Origin of the sequence: Nocardia sp. NPDC051570 (assembly GCF_044454005.1) — a bacterium.
GTDB lineage: Bacteria > Actinomycetota > Actinomycetes > Mycobacteriales > Mycobacteriaceae > Nocardia.
In genome coordinates, this window is record NZ_JBITDI010000010.1 from 1 (window position 1) to 16,421 (window position 16,421).

The 16,421-nt window shown below is 69.1% G+C and carries 17 protein-coding genes; 14 read left to right on the forward strand and 3 right to left on the reverse strand.

Annotation, left to right across the window (positions count from 1 at the left end; all coding sequences use genetic code 11):
* Nucleotides 1-165: 165 nt before the first annotated feature.
* Together ACIA76_RS24675 and ACIA76_RS24680 are read right to left on the reverse strand one after the other, a co-directional pair.
* Nucleotides 166-501 carry a hypothetical protein gene (locus tag ACIA76_RS24675; protein WP_397154547.1) on the reverse strand — a complete coding sequence of 112 codons (336 nt, stop codon included), beginning with the start codon at nt 499-501 and terminating at the stop codon, nt 166-168.
* Nucleotides 502-534: 33 nt separating this feature from the next.
* On the reverse strand, nt 535-1,395 hold the full coding sequence (locus ACIA76_RS24680; protein WP_397154549.1) for a hypothetical protein: 861 nt from the start codon (nt 1,393-1,395) through the stop codon (nt 535-537).
* A 100-nt stretch (nt 1,396-1,495) separates the two neighbouring features.
* Between ACIA76_RS24680 and ACIA76_RS24685 the strand changes: the two genes are divergently transcribed.
* From ACIA76_RS24685 to ACIA76_RS24725, 9 genes are all read left to right on the forward strand, one after another.
* A complete protein-coding gene (locus ACIA76_RS24685; RefSeq protein ID WP_397154551.1) occupies nt 1,496-2,491 on the forward strand; it encodes a hypothetical protein in 996 nt (331 codons plus the stop codon).
* The gene (locus ACIA76_RS24690) at nt 2,488-4,038 is read left to right on the forward strand and encodes a hypothetical protein (RefSeq protein ID WP_397154553.1); all 1,551 of its coding nucleotides are present in this window, start codon (nt 2,488-2,490) and stop codon (nt 4,036-4,038) included. The genes ACIA76_RS24685 and ACIA76_RS24690 overlap by 4 nt, the downstream gene beginning before the upstream one ends.
* A gap of 14 nt (nt 4,039-4,052) precedes the next feature.
* On the forward strand, nt 4,053-4,955 hold the full coding sequence (locus ACIA76_RS24695; RefSeq protein WP_397154555.1) for a sugar phosphate isomerase/epimerase family protein: 903 nt from the start codon (nt 4,053-4,055) through the stop codon (nt 4,953-4,955).
* Between the two features lie 113 nt (nt 4,956-5,068).
* Complete coding sequence (locus ACIA76_RS24700) at nt 5,069-5,887, forward strand: thioesterase family protein (protein WP_397155055.1); 819 nt, start codon at nt 5,069-5,071, stop codon at nt 5,885-5,887.
* Between the two features lie 18 nt (nt 5,888-5,905).
* A complete protein-coding gene (proC, locus tag ACIA76_RS24705) occupies nt 5,906-6,724 on the forward strand; it encodes a pyrroline-5-carboxylate reductase (RefSeq protein WP_397154557.1) in 819 nt (272 codons plus the stop codon).
* A 186-nt stretch (nt 6,725-6,910) separates the two neighbouring features.
* Nucleotides 6,911-7,135, forward strand: coding sequence for a helix-turn-helix domain-containing protein (locus ACIA76_RS24710; RefSeq protein ID WP_062513513.1), 225 nt, complete (start codon nt 6,911-6,913; stop codon nt 7,133-7,135).
* 304 nt (nt 7,136-7,439) lie between these two features.
* Nucleotides 7,440-7,541: a 30S ribosomal protein bS22 gene (locus ACIA76_RS24715; RefSeq protein WP_003402602.1), complete on the forward strand. Its 102-nt coding sequence runs from the start codon at nt 7,440-7,442 to the stop codon at nt 7,539-7,541.
* A gap of 198 nt (nt 7,542-7,739) precedes the next feature.
* Nucleotides 7,740-8,816, forward strand: coding sequence for an NAD-dependent epimerase/dehydratase family protein (locus ACIA76_RS24720; protein ID WP_397154559.1), 1,077 nt, complete (start codon nt 7,740-7,742; stop codon nt 8,814-8,816).
* Nucleotides 8,809-9,825: a lysophospholipid acyltransferase family protein gene (locus tag ACIA76_RS24725; protein ID WP_397154561.1), complete on the forward strand. Its 1,017-nt coding sequence runs from the start codon at nt 8,809-8,811 to the stop codon at nt 9,823-9,825. The genes ACIA76_RS24720 and ACIA76_RS24725 overlap by 8 nt, the downstream gene beginning before the upstream one ends.
* On the opposite strand, the gene ACIA76_RS24730 is transcribed toward ACIA76_RS24725, so the two are convergent.
* On the reverse strand, nt 9,822-10,838 hold the full coding sequence (locus tag ACIA76_RS24730) for an HAD family hydrolase (RefSeq protein WP_397154563.1): 1,017 nt from the start codon (nt 10,836-10,838) through the stop codon (nt 9,822-9,824). The two genes, ACIA76_RS24725 and ACIA76_RS24730, sit on opposite strands and share 4 nt — an antisense overlap.
* Nucleotides 10,839-10,905: 67 nt before the next feature.
* On the opposite strand from ACIA76_RS24730, the gene ACIA76_RS24735 reads away from it, so the two are divergent.
* The 5 genes from ACIA76_RS24735 (at nt 10,906) to ACIA76_RS24755 (ending at nt 16,327) form a co-directional block, all read left to right on the forward strand.
* Complete coding sequence (locus ACIA76_RS24735) at nt 10,906-11,178, forward strand: glutaredoxin family protein (RefSeq protein WP_397154564.1); 273 nt, start codon at nt 10,906-10,908, stop codon at nt 11,176-11,178.
* Nucleotides 11,179-11,461: 283 nt separating this feature from the next.
* Nucleotides 11,462-12,301 carry a redox-sensing transcriptional repressor Rex gene (locus ACIA76_RS24740; protein WP_397154566.1) on the forward strand — a complete coding sequence of 280 codons (840 nt, stop codon included), beginning with the start codon at nt 11,462-11,464 and terminating at the stop codon, nt 12,299-12,301.
* Complete coding sequence (locus ACIA76_RS24745; protein ID WP_397154568.1) at nt 12,298-13,692, forward strand: glutamyl-tRNA reductase; 1,395 nt, start codon at nt 12,298-12,300, stop codon at nt 13,690-13,692. Before ACIA76_RS24740 ends, ACIA76_RS24745 begins: the two co-directional genes overlap by 4 nt.
* Nucleotides 13,689-14,768, forward strand: a complete 1,080-nt coding sequence (gene hemC / locus ACIA76_RS24750) for a hydroxymethylbilane synthase (RefSeq protein WP_397154570.1) — start codon at nt 13,689-13,691, stop codon at nt 14,766-14,768. Before ACIA76_RS24745 ends, hemC begins: the two co-directional genes overlap by 4 nt.
* Nucleotides 14,768-16,327 (forward strand): uroporphyrinogen-III synthase, encoded by a 1,560-nt coding sequence (locus ACIA76_RS24755; protein ID WP_397154572.1) that lies wholly within the window; start codon nt 14,768-14,770, stop codon nt 16,325-16,327. The genes hemC and ACIA76_RS24755 overlap by 1 nt, the downstream gene beginning before the upstream one ends.
* The last annotated feature ends 94 nt before the right edge of the window (nt 16,328-16,421 follow it).

Genomic DNA, 16,421 nt, shown 5'->3' on the forward strand with positions numbered 1-16,421 from the left:
GGGCCGCCCCGGCGCGTGGCGGTGGGCGGGGGGGGGCGCCGGCCCCCCCCCCGCCCCCGGCGCCGGGCCCCCCCCCCCCCCCCCCCGCGCGCGCCGCGCCCCCCCCCCCCCCCCCCCCCCGCGGCTCATGTACAGGGGGCGAAGGGGATTCGCCCGCACAGCTCGCTAGACGACGTGCACCCACGCGGTGCCGACCTGGGGCAGCTCGGTCTTCGACAGCGGGAACCAGCCGAAGTCGTCGCGCTGCCAGCAATCCTCGACCGGCCCGTCGGGTCCGTTGTCGCGGCAGGCGATCGGCCGGGAGGTGCCGTACGGGGTCACGATGACCTGTTTGTTGTTCTGCTTGGCCTGCAGTGCCGCCGGATCGGTGTAGACGATGAAGTTGTCGTTCTGCAGCGAATAGCTATGGGGATCGGTGTTGGGATCGGCGTGCGCGGCGGGCGCGACCGCCAGCGCGGCGCCGGCGGCCAGCGCGGCAGTGGCCAAGAGTTTCCTCATCATGTCTATGACACCTACCACGAGGAAGTGAATCCTTCATGGCGAGGCCGGAAATGACGCCGCCACGGTCGTCGCCGGATGCACCGCGATCAGGCCCAGACCCTCGCGGCGCTTACAGTGCCGGGCCAATTCGTCATAGGCGGGCCGGCCGAGCAGTTCGATGAGTTCGGGGGCGTAGGACTGCCAGACCGGACGGGTGCCGACATGGGCGTCGGGGGAGCCGCTGCAGTACCAGTTCAGATCCTCACCGCCCGGACCCCAACCGCGGCGGTCGTATTCGGTGATGACCGTGCGCAGGATCTCCTCGCCATCGGGCCGCTCCACCCAGTCCTGGGTGCGACGGATCGGCAGCTGCCAGCAGACCTCCGGCTTCACCGTGAGCGGTTCGAGACCCGTGCGCAGGGCCATGGAATGCAGGGCGCAGCCGATGCCGCCGTCGAAGCCCGGCCGGTTGAGGAAGATGCAGGCGCCGTCGTAGCGGCGGGTGCGGATCGCGGGCTCGTCGTCGAGCTCGTCCTCCTCGAGATAGAGCTTCTTGCGGACCTTGCCGGTGTCGTCGCGGGCCTCGTCCATCAGCTGCCAATCCTGCGGTGTGAGCAGTTTCACAGCCTTCTGCAGCTTCTTGCGATCGTCGTCGTCGCAGAGGAACGCGCCGTGCGAGCAGCAACCATCGTCGGGACGGCCCTCGATGATGCCCTGACAGGCGGGCGTGCCGAATACGCACGTCCAGCGCGACAGCAGCCACGTCAGATCGGCAACGATCGTGTGCTCTTCATTTGCCGGATCGACGAATTCGATCCACTCCCGAGGGAAGTCGAGATCGACCTCAGGGGTGGGATCGATCTTCGCCGCTGGTCGCAGCCCGGTTGGGCCGCTCGCGGATGCTCCTACCGTCACATCGCCAGACGCTAACAGCAACGCGAGGTCGAACGCAGTCACGGGGCCTTGCTGTCGCGGAGTTGCCCGAGGGGCGCATCCCACCCAGTACCGTGTCTATGTGCGGCTCGGTGTGCTCGATGTGGGAAGCAATACCGTCCACCTGCTCGTGGTGGACGCGCATCGGGGTGGCCACCCGATGCCGATGAGTTCGACCAAGGCGACCCTGCGCCTGTCGGAGAATATCGACGACGACGGCTGCATCACGCCCGAGGGAGCGCACCGGCTGACCAAAACGGTCGCCGAATTCGCCAGCATCGCAAAGACTTCCGGCTGTGTGCAGCTGATGCCGTTCGCCACCTCCGCGGTGCGCGAGGCGGCCAATTCCGAGGTCGTGCTGGCCCAGATTCGTCGCGAGACCGGAGTGGAATTGCGAGTGCTGTCGGGCGCCGATGAGGCGCGGCTGACCTTCCTCGCGGTCCGGCGCTGGTACGGCTGGAGCGCCGGGCGCATCCTGAATCTCGATATCGGCGGCGGTTCGCTGGAGATGAGCAACGGCTGTGACGAGGCGCCGGACGTGGCGTTGTCACTCCCCCTTGGCGCGGGACGGCTCACCCGCGACTGGCTGCGCGAGGATCCGCCCGGGAAGCGCCGGGTCGGGGTGCTGCGCGATTGGCTCGACGCCGAGATGGTGATTCCGGCCAAGCAGCTGCTCGAACCCGGTCGCCCCGATCTCGCCGTGGGGACCTCGAAGACCTTCCGCACGCTGGCCCGTCTGACCGGCGCCGCCCCTTCCGCCGCGGGACCTCGGGCCCGGCGTATCCTCACCAGTTCCGGTCTGCGGCAGCTGATCGCGTTCATCTCCCGTATGACCGCCGCCGACCGGGCAGAATTGGAGGGCGTCAGCTCCGATCGGTCACAGCAGTTGGTGGCCGGCGCATTGGTCGCGGAGGCGAGTATGCGGGCGTTATCGCTGGATACTCTCGAGATTTGCCCATGGGCGCTGCGGGAGGGACTGATCCTGCGCAAACTTGATACCGACCTCGAGAGTGACCCCGGGGTTGGCAACGGCCGCCCCAAAGGGGTTCCGGGCCCGACCGAAACGGTGTCGCGATGAGTGACGAATCGAATCAACTGTCGGTCGCCGAACTCCTGGCCCGCAACGGCCAGGGCGTCCCGTCGGCCGGTGGTGGCCGACGTCGGCGCGGTGGCCGCGGCATCGCGGTGACCGATCTGACCGGCGATCTACCGGCCGTGCCCGAGGGCTCCTCCTCGCATGCGGCGGCCGAACCCGACGTGGCCCCGGCCGAGCCGTCGTATTCGCCGGTATCGGGTCCCATTTCGTACTACGATCCGCTCGCGCGCAACGGCGCGGCGGCGCCGAGCTACGAGCCGCCCGCCTACGAGCCGCCGCCCGCCTACGAGCCGCGCTCGTATTCCCCGCCCCCCGTGCCGGATCCGCCGCAGGACACCTCGAGCCTCGGCTGGCCGCCCTCGCCCGCCGCACAGGCGCCCTCGGGCGGTCGTCGCGCGCGGCGGGAGCGGATGGAGGCGCTGGAAGCGCGGGACGCCGGTCAGCCGGTCGTCGATCCGGGCGGTGCGGCACCGAGTTCCGGCGGCCGTCGCCGACGCCACGATGCCGACGAGGAAACGACCGAGGTGCGGCCGTATCGAGGGCCGTTGCCGCCCAACGACGCTGTCGGCCCGCCGACCACGGCATGGGCGCCCGCCCGTCCGCCCGAGGCCGCTCCACGGGCGCCGCTGCCGGATTCGTTCGGAGGTCCGGCGCGTCGAGATCGGGCGCCGGAGCGAGGGGAACGGGAATTCGGTGCTCCCGATCGTGGTCCGGAGCGTGGACCCGATCGTGCTGAGCGTGGACCCGATCGCGCTGACCGTGGCCCGGATCGTGCCGAGCGCGGATCCGATCGTGCCGAGCGCGCGCCCGAGCGCGGCGGGCTGCTGCGGGGCGGTCGGCGCAATGGGGCGGACGCGCCGCCCGCGCCCGGGCTGCCCGCCTGGTCGGCCCGAAGACAAACTCCGCCCGAAACGCCGAACTCCGATCGCCCCGCGCGCAACGGCCGCCCCGTGCCGGAGGAGCAGCCCGCGACCGCGGCCTGGTCGCTGGCCAACCGCGATCAGCAGCTGCTCGCCGGGCCCACCGTCGCCGGGGATCTGATGCGCGATGCCGCCGAGCGTGGCGATCGGCGCGGCGCGGGCGGACCGCGCGGATCGCGGCGCGGCGGCGCCGATGTGCTCGAGGATGTCGAACATCGCACCGAGCTGCTGCGCCCGCTCGATTCCGAGGCCGAGGACGACGAGGCGCAGAAGCCCGCTCGGCGGCGGCCGGGCCGCACCGCGGCGGCCCGCCGCTCGCGCACCTCCCGCAAGGCGGAGGAGAACGCCAACCGCAAGCAGTGGATGATCCTCGGCGGCCAGGCCGTCGGCGCCGCGGTCGCCGGGATGTTGCTGTTCAAGGGTTTCGAGAAGATGTGGTACCTGCTGCCCTTCGTCACCCTGCTCCTGGCCATGGTGGTGATCCTCGGTCTGGTGGCGCTGGTGCGGGTGTTGCGGCGCACCGACGACATCTTCAGCACCGTGATCGCCGTCGTCGTCGGCATCTTCGTGACGCTGGGACCGCTAGCCTTCGTACTCAGTAGCAACTGAGCCAGGGAGCAGCCGTGGGAAACAGGCAGGCGGAGAACACCATTCGGGTCGGTCTGTCCACGGCCTCGGTCTATCCGGAGAACACCGAGGCGGCCTTCCGCTATGCGGCCGAACTCGGTTACGACGGAATCGAATTGATGGTCTGGGCCGAACCGGCCAGTCAGAACATCGCCACCGTGCAGTCCTATGTGCGCCGATATTCGATGCCGGTGCTGGCACTGCATGCGCCGTGTCTGCTGATCTCCCAACGGGTCTGGGGCGCCGATCCGATCGCCAAACTGGAGCGCAGCGTGCATGCGGCCGAGGCGCTGGACGCGGCGACCGTGGTCGTCCATCCGCCGTTCCGCTGGCAGCGCCGCTACAGCGAGGGATTCGCCGCGCAGGTCGCCGAGCTGGAGGACAACAGTCCGGTCGCGGTCGCGGTGGAGAACATGTTCCCCATGCGGGCCGACAGCCTGTTCGGCCGGGGCTCCGGATCGGCCCGGCGACTGGAACGCCGTGGGGGACCGGGGCTTTCGCTGACCGCGTTCAGCCCGTCCTACGATCCGACCGATACCGGCTTCCGGCACTACACCCTCGACCTGTCCCATACCGCGACCGCGGGCATGGATCCGCATGCCCTGGCCGCCCGGATGGGCTCCGGCCTGACGCATCTGCACCTGGCCGACGGCAACGGCGCGGCCCATGACGAACATCTGATTCCGGGCGAGGGCACCCAGCCGTGCGCCGAGGTCTGTGAAGCCCTGGCGCGCAACGGTTTTCGCGGTCAGGCCGTTATCGAGGTCAATACCCAGAACGCCCGCACCACCCTCGATCGGGCGGCCATGCTGCACCGGGCGCTCACCTTCGCCCGGACCCATCTGGACAATCTCCGGCCCGTCGGTGCGCCGGAGCCGTCCGGTGCGCATCGCCGCTGAATCGTGTGTCCGGCGGTGACGGTTATACGCTGTAGAGCGTGACTGAGCTGGCGATCGAGACCGAACCCAACGAGGCCGACCTCGACGACGCGCCCTTCGGCCGGGTGTGCGCGATGAGCGAATTGCCGTCCGACGGCGAGATCGGCCGCTATCGGGCATCGATCGATCCGATCTGGACGATCGGCAAGAAGCTGCACGGCGGCACCCTGGTCGCGAGCGGCGCCGCGGCGGCCACCCGCTGGTTGCGGACCACCCATCCCGAGGCCGCGGCGATGTTCGCGATCTCGGCCGCCACCGATTTCCTCGGCGCCCCGGATCCGGGCGAGGTCGAATACGAGGTCCGTATTCGCAAGACCGGCAGGCAGATCTGCCTGGTCGACGCCGGATTGCTGCAGGGCGGCCGCACCCTGGTGCACACCGCCTTCACCTTCGGTCATCTCGATGACGCCGCCCCGGTCTACGCCCCGGACAGCTACACCGATATGCCCGCCGAGCCGACCGCCGACGCGGTCGCCTACTCGCCGGACTCGCCGATGGGACGCCTCGTGCATGTGGCCGAGGGTTCCTCGGTCGCCATCGATCCGGCCTGGGCGCGCTTCCTCGCCGGAGAGCGGGGCGAGCCGCGGCTGCGGCTGTGGATCCGCCCCCGCCCGGGCGATGAGAGCGATCCGGACGTATCCGCCTGGTTCGCCATGATGGCCGGGGATATGAGCCCGCCGGTGCCGATGAACCTCGGCCGCTTCGGCTGGGCGCCGACCGTGCAGATGACGACCTATCTGCGCCGCCGTCCCGCCCCGGGCTGGCTGCGCGTCATCGCGACCACACATGCGATCGGCGAGCGCATGTTCGACGAGGATCAGCTCGTCCTCGATTCCACCGGGGCCGTGGTCGCGCAATCGCGGCAGCTCGCGCTGATTCCGCTGCCGCGCTGACCGGATAGCCTTGGCCCCATGACGAGAATTGCGGTGATCGGCGGCGGACAGATCGGCGAGGCATTGATCGCCGGCCTGCTCGAATCCGGGCGGGCCGCCAAGGATCTGGTCGTCGTCGAGACGATGCCCCCGCGCGCGGAGTTTCTCGCCGAGCGGTTCGGCATCCGGGTCACCGACTCCGTCGCCGAGGCCGCGAACGGGACCGATCTGCTGGTGGTCGCGGTCAAGCCGCGCGACGTCGACGGCGTCATGGCCGAACTCGGCAAGATCGAGCTGGACAACGATCGCGATCAGGTGCTGATGTCGTTGGCCGCGGGCGTCCCCACGAGCCGGTTCGAGGCCAAACTCCCCGCCGGCTTCCCGGTGGTGCGGGTCATGCCGAATACACCGATGCTGGTCGGGCAGGGCATGAGCGCCATCGCGCCGGGCCGCTATGCGAAGAAGGATCAGCTGGAGCTGGTCACCGAGGTGCTGGAATCGGTCGGCAAGGTCGTCACGGTCGCGGAATCGCAGATGGACGCGGTCACCGCGGTATCGGGGTCGGGTCCGGCCTACTTCTTCCTGGTCGTCGAGGCCATGGTCGAGGCGTCCGTCGGGTTGGGCCTGAGCCGGGATGTCGCGACCCAGCTGGTGGTGCAGACCATGCTCGGCGCCGCGGCGCTGCTCGACGAGTCCGAGCAGGAGGCGTCGGAACTGCGCGCGGCGGTCACCTCCCCGGCCGGGACGACGGCCGCGGCGGTGCGCGAATTGGAGCGAGCCGGAGTCCGTTCGGCCTTCATCGAGGCGCTGCACGCGGCCCAGCGGCGCTCCGCCGAACAGGGCACGTCCGAGACATAGCGCATCGACTCGCCCTCGCCTCGCCGGTAAACGCAGTCTGACCGGGAGGTTCCGATGTGGCGAATCCTATTTCTCCCACCCGTCGCAGTAATCCCACTGGTCCCGCTAAGCTGCAAGGAGCACGTGCGTGTCTGTTCCGCCGGTGGGGAAGCCGGCGGCGCGGACGTGCCGGAGGTCAATGACGCAATGATGTCTGGAAACAGCTCTGCGAATTCAGGGCCCGTATTCGGCGGAGGAACCCAGTTCCTTACCGTCGCCGAGGTGGCGAATCTGATGCGGGTTTCCAAGATGACGGTGTATCGGTTGGTACATTCGGGCGAATTGCCCGCCGTCCGAGTAGGTCGCTCGTTCCGTGTACATGCCAAGGCAGTGCACGACTACTTGCAAACGTCCTACTTCGACGCCGGGTGATCCCAGCCGAGGATCGGCCGGTCGGGCCCTGAGCTCCGGCCGCTCCTCGGTCACCCCGCCGGGAGTCTCGTCCTCCGGCGGGGGCTTTGCCGTGTCTGCACCCCGCGGGGGTCAATCCCCATTTCGTTCGCCGATGGTTGGCCCGGTACCATGAACCACCGTTGTGTTGCCTGCCGGTGGCATGGGCCGCACCGGCGGCGGACACTGGTTCGGACTCGAGCGGTGCCGAAGACCGCTGAACACGATGGGCGTACGTAAACCGGCGTGCGCGCCGAGGTAGAGAGAGAACGCGAGGAACAACCCTATGGGTTCTGTGATCAAGAAGCGCCGGAAGCGCATGTCGAAGAAGAAGCACCGCAAGCTGCTTCGCCGTACGCGCGTGCAGCGGCGCAAACTCGGCAAGTAAGCGCGAGGTTAGCTGGAGGCCCGTCACCGAATCGGTGGCGGGCCTTTTGCTTTGAAACCAGACTGTTTTAAAGGCTTTTCGTTTCCGGTGATGGAAGTCATCGTTAGATCCTGGTAAAAGCCATCGAACCCCCCGAAGCCAGGGGCTACGCTGGAAACCGGGAATAGGCAATCGGGGGCTGGTAGGTGGGATCCGGTCGTGGGTTCGAGCGTGCGGGACGGGCATACGCCCAAGGTTGTACTGGTGACCGGCGCGAGCCGGTTCTTCGGCGGCAATGCGGTCGCACATCTGGCATCCGATCCTGCCGTCGAGCGCATCATCGCCGTCGACGCCCGCATGCCCAGCCGAGAACTGCTGCGCCGCATGGGCCGTGCCGAGTTCATCCGCGCCGATATTCGAAATCCCTTGATCCGCAAGGTGATCGACGCGAACGAGGTCGACACCGTGGTCCATCCCGCCGTGCTGTCGCGGCCGCCGGCCAGCGGTGGTCGCGCGGCCATGAAGGATTTCAACGTGCTCGGCACGATGCAGCTGTTCGCCGCGTGCCAGAAGGCGCCGAGCGTGCGCCGCGTCGTGGTGCGGTCCTCGTCGGCGGTATACGGCTGCAGCGCAAAGGATCCCGCGAAGTTCACCGAGGAGATGAGCGCGCGCACCCCGCCGCGCGGCGGATTCGCCCGCGATATGGTCGCGGTGGAGGGTTTCGTCCGCGGCTTGGCCCGGCGCCGCCCGGACATCTCGGCGGCGATCCTGCGCCTGCCGCCGATCGTCGGTCCCCGGCTGGCCGGGCGCGGCATGCAGTACTTCCGCTCGCCGGTCACACCGACCATCCTCGGCCGTGATCCGCGCCTGCAACTGCTGCACGAGGAGGATGCGATCGCCGCTCTCGCGCACGCGGCATCGAATGCGCCGGGCGGCACCTTCAATGTCGCGGGCGACGGCGCGCTGACACTGTCGCAGGCGATCCGCCGCGCCGGGCGCATCGCACTTCCGGTGCCCTATGCGGCATTTCGCACCGTCGGCCGGTCCCTGATGGGGCAGGTCATGCGGGAGTTCACGGTCGAGCAGATCGACTACTTCCACTTCGGCTGCGGTCTGGACACCACCCGGATGCGCACCGAGCTGGGGTTCCAGCCGCGCTGGACCACAGTGCAGGCATTCGACGATTTCGTTGGGGGCGCAGCGTTGCGGCCCGTCATCGATCCACGGTGGATCGACGCTGCAGAGACGAGACTTCTCGGCCTGGTCGGGGCCGGAGCGGGAGCATCCAATGAATGACGTGGCCAAGGTGATTCAACTACACGATGCCGACTTCGAGGCGCGGCATCGACCGCCGACGCGGCGCTGGCCGCAGGAGTCGGCGCCGAGTGCGGTGACCTCGCTGACCGATCGGCTGGCCGAGGCGACGCCCGCCGGGCCCCGGACGTTCGGAGATCTGGTGCGCGGCACCGTCGCCGACGGTATCCGGAGCACGGCCGATTTCGCCCGCCGCCGCCTCACCGGCGACTATCAGGTCGACGAATTCGGCCTGGACGAACATCTGCTGGAATCGGTGATCCTGCCCGCGCTGCGGCCGCTGTCGGAGCTGTGGTTCCGGGTGCAGGTCAACGGAATCGAGAACATCCCCGAATCCGGCGGCGCGCTGATCGTCAGCAATCACGCGGGTGTGGTGCCGCTGGACGGGCTGATGCTGCAGCTGGCCGTGCACGATCACCATGCGAAACAGCGCGCGCTGCGCCTGCTGGCCGCGGATCTGATCTTCGAGCTACCGGTGCTGGGTGGATTGGCGCGCAAGGCCGGCCACACCCTCGCCTGTCCCGCCGATGCCGAGCGGCTGTTGCGTTCGGGCGAGCTGGCCGGGGTATTTCCGGAGGGCTTCAAGGGAATCGGCAAGCCCTACGGCGAGCGGTACAAGTTGCAGCGGTTCGGGCGCGGCGGTTTCGTCGCGGCCGCGGTGAAGACCGGGGTGCCGATCATCCCGTGCTCGATCGTCGGCTCCGAGGAGATCTATCCCAAACTCGCCGATCTCCGGCCGCTGGCGCGACTGCTCGGTCTGCCGTATTTCCCGGTGACTCCGCTGTTTCCGCATCTGGGTGTGCTCGGCGCGCTGCCGCTGCCGTCGAAGTGGTACATCGAATTCGGCACGCCCATCCCCACCGGCGCCTACGAACCCGAGGCCGCCGACGATCCGATGACCATGTTCGAGGTCACCGATCAGGTGCGCGAGACGATTCAGCAGACGCTGTACAAGCTGCTGACCAAGCGGCGCAACCCCTTTACGGGCTAGCGGGCGTCGCGCTTACGGGTCAGCACGGCCGCGGCCGCACCGCCGGCCGCGCCGAGCGCCAGCGCCGTCGGCACGCCGATCTTGGCGGCCTTGCGGCCGGTGCGGAAATCGCGGATCTCCCAGCCACGGTTCTTGGCCACCTCGCGCAGATCCGAATCCGGATTGATGGCGACCGCGGTGCCGACCAGCGACAGCATCGGGATGTCGTTGTGGCTGTCGGAATACGCGGTGCAGCGCTTGAGATTCAGGCCCTCGCGGATGGCCAGCGTGCGCACGGCATGCGCCTTGCCCAGGCCGTGCAGGATGTCGCCGACCAGCCGCCCGGTGAACAGCCCGTCCTCGCTCTCGGCGACCGTGCCCAGCGCGCCGGTGAGCCCGAGCCGCTTCGCGATCACCTGGGCGAGTTCGACGGGTGTGGCCGTGACCAACCACACCTGTTGTCCCGCATCGAGATGCATCTGCGCCAGCGCCCGGGTGCCCGGCCAGATCTTGTCGGCGATGATCTCGTCGTAGATCTCCTCGCCCAGTTCGGCCAGTTCGGCGGTGGAGCGGCCGGCGATGAAGGCCAGGGCCTTCTCCTTGCCGCTGGCCATATCGCCCTTGTTCTCCTTGCCGGTGACCCGGAATTTGACCTGCTTCCAGGCGATGTCGACCAGATCGGAGCTCTTGAAGTACTTGCGCGCGGCCAGCCCGCGGGCGAAGTGCACGATCGACGCGCCCTGCACCATGGTGTTGTCGACATCGAAGAACGCGGCCGCGGTGAGATCGCGCGCGACCTCCGAATCCGGATGGCCCACACCGGCTTCGGCCAGTTCGGCATCGTGCAGTGCGAGTGCGGCGTCGGCGCTGGCCTCACCGGCGAGGTTGGCCCGCACCTCCTCCTCGCTCGGCCCGAACGGACTGCGGGCGATGCGCGTGAGTTGATCGGACAGCCCCTGGCTCCAGCGTGCCGGGAATTCGCCGAACCTCCCTGCGATGAACCCCGTCCTCGCCTCTTTCGATCGTTCCGGCACCAGTACCTCCGCCCGTCCGCGCGAACACACCCACACTAGCCCAGGGGTGCGACCGTTTAATTGACACATGAGCGAGCCTTCGAACGAAACGACGCATTCGGTGATCCTGTTGACCCGTGCCGGATGTGGCCTGTGCATCACCGCCCTCGAACAACTGCGGGTGATTTGTGCCGATTACGGGATCGAGCCGGGCACGGTCGATGTGGACGAGGCGGTGCCGACCGATCCCGGACTGCGTGCGGAATTCGGCGATCGGCTGCCGGTCGTGCTGCTCGACGGCCGTGAGCACAGCTATTTCGATGTCGACGAGCCCAGACTGCGCGCGGATTTGTCGCGCTGACCGGCCGGGGGTCCGGCCTCCGGCGCGTTGTGTGGAATATCACCGGTGTTTGCGGGTTGAATGGGTCGAACCGGTGCAAACCTCATGTCCCCCGAGTGACTGAATTCACCGACTTTGTGCAGGGCTTCACAAGCGGTTACGGTGGTGACACGCAAACCCGCCTGCTTCGGGCAGCGCAAGCACCCCGAACCCCGTGAACCGATACCGGCGCCTGCCCCGGGGCGTCGGCGGTCGACAAACGAACCCGGACATCCATTCCCGGCCGGACGAGGAGCCGAACGACGTGACAGAGCAGCATGAGACGCCAGGTGGCGTCTCCGGCAGGGCTCTGCGTCCGACCCCGCAGAAGGACATTCCACAGGCAACCGTCGCGCGGTTGGCCACCTATCTGCGGGTCCTCGCCGTACTCGCCGACGAGAGTGTGCTCATCGTATCGAGTGAGGAACTGGCTGTCGCGGCGGGTGTCGGTTCCGCCAAGCTGCGCAAGGATCTTTCGTTCCTCGGACCCAACGGTGTGCGCGGGGTCGGCTACGACGTGGCCAAGCTGCGCGCCCGCATCGAGAACGTGCTCGGACTGTCCGACGGACATCGGGTGATCCTGGTCGGTGCCGGAAATCTGGGCCGGGCGCTGGTCGGTTACGGCGGATTCCAGCGGCGCGGATTCACCATGGTCGGCGTCTTCGACCGCGATCCGCAGGTGATCGGCGAACAGGTCAGCGCCCTCGAGGTCCGCGACGTCGCCGGGCTGAAGGATGCGGTGATCGAGCTGGTACCGACCATCGCGGTCATCTCCGTACCCGACGATGCGGCCCAGGGCGTCTGCGACGAACTGGTGGCCGCCGGGGTGCGATCCATTCTGAGCTTCTCTCCGGTCTTCCTGGACGCGCCGCCCACAGTGGAGGTGCGGCGCGTGGATCTGGCCGTCGAAATGCAGATGCTGTCGTTCGAGCGCGCCCGGATCGCGGGGGCCGAGGCGCAGGACGCACACAGCGTGGCGGCCGGTGAGACCGTGCACGCCGTATCCACCCCGATCGGCCGACGGCTGGCGAACCGTTCGGCTTCCGCACACGTGGGAATTTCGGCAACGGAGCCAACCAGCAAGGGATCGGTGGTCGCACCATGAGTGTGCTTCTAGTCGGTATTTCACATCGCAGCGCGCCGGTTGCGGTGTTGGAGAGGGTCGCGGTCACCGAGGACGACCGACCGAAGCTGACCGACAAAATGCTCGAATCGCAGCACATTTCGGAGGCGATGATCGTCTCCACCTGCAACCGCGTCGAGATCTACGCGGTGGTCGACGCCTTCCACGGCGGTCTGGCCGATGTCGGCGATCTGCTGGCCCGCCACTCGGGGCTGCCGCTGCCGGAACTGACCCGCCACGCCTACGTCCGCTACAGCGAGGCCGCCGCCGAACATCTGTTCGCGGTGGCGTCCGGCCTGGATTCGATGGTGGTCGGCGAACAGCAGGTGCTCGGCCAGATCCGCGCCGCCTACGCCTCCGCCGATACCCAGCAGGCGGCCGGGCGCACTCTGCACGAATTGGCCCAGCACGCACTGCGAGTGGGTAAGCGGGTGCACACCGAGACCGGCATCGATCGGGCCGGTGCGTCCGTGGTGTCGGTCGCGCTGGATCGGGCCCGCGCGGTGGTCGGTGAGCTGACCGGCCGCACGGCCGTGGTGGTCGGCGCGGGTGCCATGGGCGGCCTGGCGGTCGCGCACCTGGCCCGCGCGGGAGTCGACCGGATCACCGTGGTGAACCGGACGCTCGACCGCGCCCAGCGCCTCGCGCAGACCTCGATCGATACGCACGGCGTGCCCGCCACCGCCACCGATCTGTCCGGCCTGGTCGGCGTCATGGCCGACGCCGATCTCGTGATCACCAGCACGGGTGCGGTCGGCGCGGTGGTGACGCTGGCCGATGCGCACCGCGCCCTGAACGCCTCGCGGGCGGGCCATCAGATGGTCGTCTGCGATCTGGGCCTGCCGCGCGATGTGGATCCCGCGGTCGCCGGTCTGCCCGATGTGACCGTGATAGATATGGAGACCCTGCAGCGCGATCCGTCGGCCATGGCCGCGGCCGCCGATACCACCGCGGCGCGTGCGATCGTCGCCGAGGAACTCGCGAAATACCTTGCGGGCCAACGGATGGCGGAGGTTACGCCGACCGTGGCAGCGCTGCGTCAGCGCGCCGCCGACGTCGTCGAGGCCGAACTGATGCGGCTGGGGTCGAAGCTGCCGAGTCTGGGCGATCCCGAGCGCGAGGAGGTCGCCCGCACGGTCCGCCGCGTGGTCGACAAGCTGCTGCACGCGCCGACGGTGCGGGTCAAGCAGCTGGCCTCCACGCCCGAAGGCGGCAGCTACGCCGAGGCCCTGCGCGAGCTGTTCGAACTGAAACCCGGTGCGGCACAGGCGGTCGCGACGCCGATGGAGATCGCCACGCTCGGCGCCGAATTGGCCGATGATTTCACCTCCGGCCACCACCACCTCTCGGACGGACAGGGGCAGCCCGCATGACGGAGGCGATCGTGGCACGCGGGATCGGGGTGGCCGAGCGCGGCACCGTGACCGCGCCATGGCGGATCGGCACCCGCGGCAGCCTGTTGGCGCTGACCCAGGCGGGCACCATCCGGGACGCGTTGATCGCGACCGGGCAGCAGGCTGAGCTGGTCATCGTGCGGACGGCCGGGGACAAGTCCTCCGATCCGGTGCAGACGATCGGCGTGGGCGTGTTCACCGCCGCGCTGCGCGACGAATTGGCCGCGGGTGCGGTCGATATCGCGGTGCACTCGTACAAGGATCTGCCCACCGCGCCGGATCCGCGCTTCACCATCGCCGCGATCCCGCCGCGCGAGGATGCGCGCGATGCGGTCGTCGCCCGCGACGGGCTGGTGCTCGGCGAGCTGCCGCCCGGCTCCCGGGTCGGCACCTCGGCGCCGCGCCGGGCCGCCCAGTTGCGCGCGCTCGGGCTCGGCCTCGACATCGTGCCGCTGCGCGGCAATCTCGATACCAGACTTCGTAAGGTCGCCGAGGGTGAACTCGACGCCGTGGTGGTCGCGCGGGCCGGGCTGTCCCGCATCGACCGCCTCGACGCGGTCACCGAGGCCCTGGAACCGGTGCAGATGTTGCCCGCACCCGCACAGGGCGCGCTCGCGGTCGAATGCCGCAGCGAAGAAGGCGATCTCGTGACCATTCTGTCCACCCTGGACGATCCCGGCACTCGTGCCGCGGTGATCGCCGAGCGGGCGCTGCTGGCCGAACTCGAGGCCGGCTGCACCGCACCCGTCGGTGCGCTGGCCGAAGTGGTCGAGTCGCTCGACGATGACGGCAGGGTGTTCGAGGAACTGTCGCTGCGCGGCTGCGCGGCGGCGATCGACGGCTCGGATGTCATCCGGGCCTCGGCGGTCGGCTCGCTCGCGAATGCCGAGCAGCTGGGCCGCGCCTTGGCGCGCGAGCTCCTCGAATTGGGGGCCCGCGACTTGTTGAGCGCGCAGGACAGCGCTGCCGCGGCCCCGGTCGACGGCCACCCCGCACGGGCGGTGAACCCGTCCCACCACGACTTCACCAATCCCAGCCCAATGGAGACCGAATAATGAGCCGAGCCACTAAGAAGCACCCTGGTCGGATCCTGTTCGTCGGATCAGGACCCGGTGACCCGGCACTGCTTACCGTGCGGGCCCGCGAGGTGCTCGGGCGGGCAACGCTGGCGTTCACCGATCCCGATGTCGACAAGGGCGTGCTCGCCCTCGTCGGCACGGCCGTGGAGCCGGACCCGGATGGCGAGCGCCCCGACGTGCGCCCGGCGCTCGGCGATCCCGCCGAGGTGGCCAAGACTCTGGTCGCCGAGGCCCGCGCGGGCCACGACGTGGTGCGGCTGGTCTCCGGCGACCCGCTGACCACCGATTCGGTGATCGCGGAGGTCAACGCGGTCACTCGCTCGCATATGACCTTCGAGGTGCTACCCGGGCTGCCGTCCGGCACCACCGTCCCGGCCTATGCGGGAATCGCCCTGGGTTCCAGGCATACCGAGATGGATGTGCGCGGCGAGGTCGACTGGGCCTCGGTGGCGGCCGCACCCGGACCGCTGGTGCTGCACGCGACCTCGGGACATCTCGCCGAGACCGCCAGCGCGCTCGTGGAGCACGGGCTGGCGCCGCAGACTCCGGTCGCGGTGACCGTGCGCGGCACCACCCGGCAGCAGCGCACGATCGAGGCGACGCTCGCCACCCTGAACTCCGCCGCCTCCGAACTGGTCGGGCCGCTGGTGGTCACGGTCGGCAAGGAGGTCGAGAAGCGCTCCAAGATGTCGTGGTGGGAGTCGCGGTCGCTCTACGGCTGGACGGTCCTCGTGCCGCGCACCAAGGAGCAGGCCGGCGAGATGAGCGAGAAGCTGGTCACGCACGGCGCTATTCCGATGGAGGTGCCGACCATCGCGGTCGAGCCGCCGCGCAGCCCCGCGCAGATGGAGCGCGCGGTGAAGGGTCTGGTCGACGGCCGGTACCAGTGGGTGGTGTTCACCTCGACCAATGCCGTGCGCGCGGTGTGGGAGAAGTTCGGCGAATTCGGTTTGGACGCACGGGCGTTCTCCGGTGTGAAGATCGCCTGCGTGGGCGAGGCGACCGCCGAGAAGGTGCGCTCGTTCGGCATCAACCCCGAATTGGTGCCCAGCGGCGAACAGTCCTCGGAGGGCCTGCTCGCCGACTTCCCGCCCTACGACGACGTTTTCGATCCGGTCAACCGAGTCCTGTTGCCGCGGGCCGATATCGCGACCGAAACCCTGGCCGAGGGTCTGCGCGACCGCGGCTGGGAGATCGACGATGTGACCGCCTATCGGACCGTGCGCGCCTCGCCGCCGCCCGCCGAGACCCGCGAGATGATCAAGACCGGCGGTTTCGACGCGGTCCTGTTCACCTCCTCGTCGACGGTCCGGAATCTGGTCGGTATCGCCGGAAAGCCGCACGCGCGCACCATCGTTGCCTGCATCGGCCCCAAGACCGCCGAGACGGCCATCGAATTCGGCCTGCGCGTGGACGTCCAGCCGGAGATCGCCCAGGTCGGCGCGCTGGTCGAAGCCCTGGCCGACCATGCGGCCCATCTGCGCGCCGAGGGCCTGCTGCCCCCGCCACGCAAGAAGAGCCGCAGGCGGGTATAGCTAAGCCCTGACGAGAGACGGTTCGCGGCCGTCTCGTCGTTCAGCGCTCGAAGCGCATGCGCGAAGCGCGAGTCTCGAGCGCTGAACGACGAGA

What these genes read in the sequence shown, in the direction of transcription:
- ACIA76_RS24675 (WP_397154547.1), bottom strand. Translation starts at nt 501, where the DNA reads ATGATGAGGAAACTCTTGGCCACTGCCGCGCTGGCCGCCGGCGCCGCG.
- ACIA76_RS24690 (WP_397154553.1), top strand. Translation starts at nt 2,488, where the DNA reads ATGAGTGACGAATCGAATCAACTGTCGGTCGCCGAACTCCTGGCCCGC.
- ACIA76_RS24700 (WP_397155055.1), top strand. Translation starts at nt 5,069, where the DNA reads ATGAGCGAATTGCCGTCCGACGGCGAGATCGGCCGCTATCGGGCATCG.
- proC (WP_397154557.1), top strand. Translation starts at nt 5,906, where the DNA reads ATGACGAGAATTGCGGTGATCGGCGGCGGACAGATCGGCGAGGCATTG.
- ACIA76_RS24710 (WP_062513513.1), top strand. Translation starts at nt 6,911, where the DNA reads ATGATGTCTGGAAACAGCTCTGCGAATTCAGGGCCCGTATTCGGCGGA.
- ACIA76_RS24715 (WP_003402602.1), top strand. Translation starts at nt 7,440, where the DNA reads ATGGGTTCTGTGATCAAGAAGCGCCGGAAGCGCATGTCGAAGAAGAAG.
- ACIA76_RS24725 (WP_397154561.1), top strand. Translation starts at nt 8,809, where the DNA reads ATGAATGACGTGGCCAAGGTGATTCAACTACACGATGCCGACTTCGAG.
- ACIA76_RS24735 (WP_397154564.1), top strand. Translation starts at nt 10,906, where the DNA reads ATGAGCGAGCCTTCGAACGAAACGACGCATTCGGTGATCCTGTTGACC.
- ACIA76_RS24745 (WP_397154568.1), top strand. Translation starts at nt 12,298, where the DNA reads ATGAGTGTGCTTCTAGTCGGTATTTCACATCGCAGCGCGCCGGTTGCG.
- hemC (WP_397154570.1), top strand. Translation starts at nt 13,689, where the DNA reads ATGACGGAGGCGATCGTGGCACGCGGGATCGGGGTGGCCGAGCGCGGC.
- ACIA76_RS24755 (WP_397154572.1), top strand. Translation starts at nt 14,768, where the DNA reads ATGAGCCGAGCCACTAAGAAGCACCCTGGTCGGATCCTGTTCGTCGGA.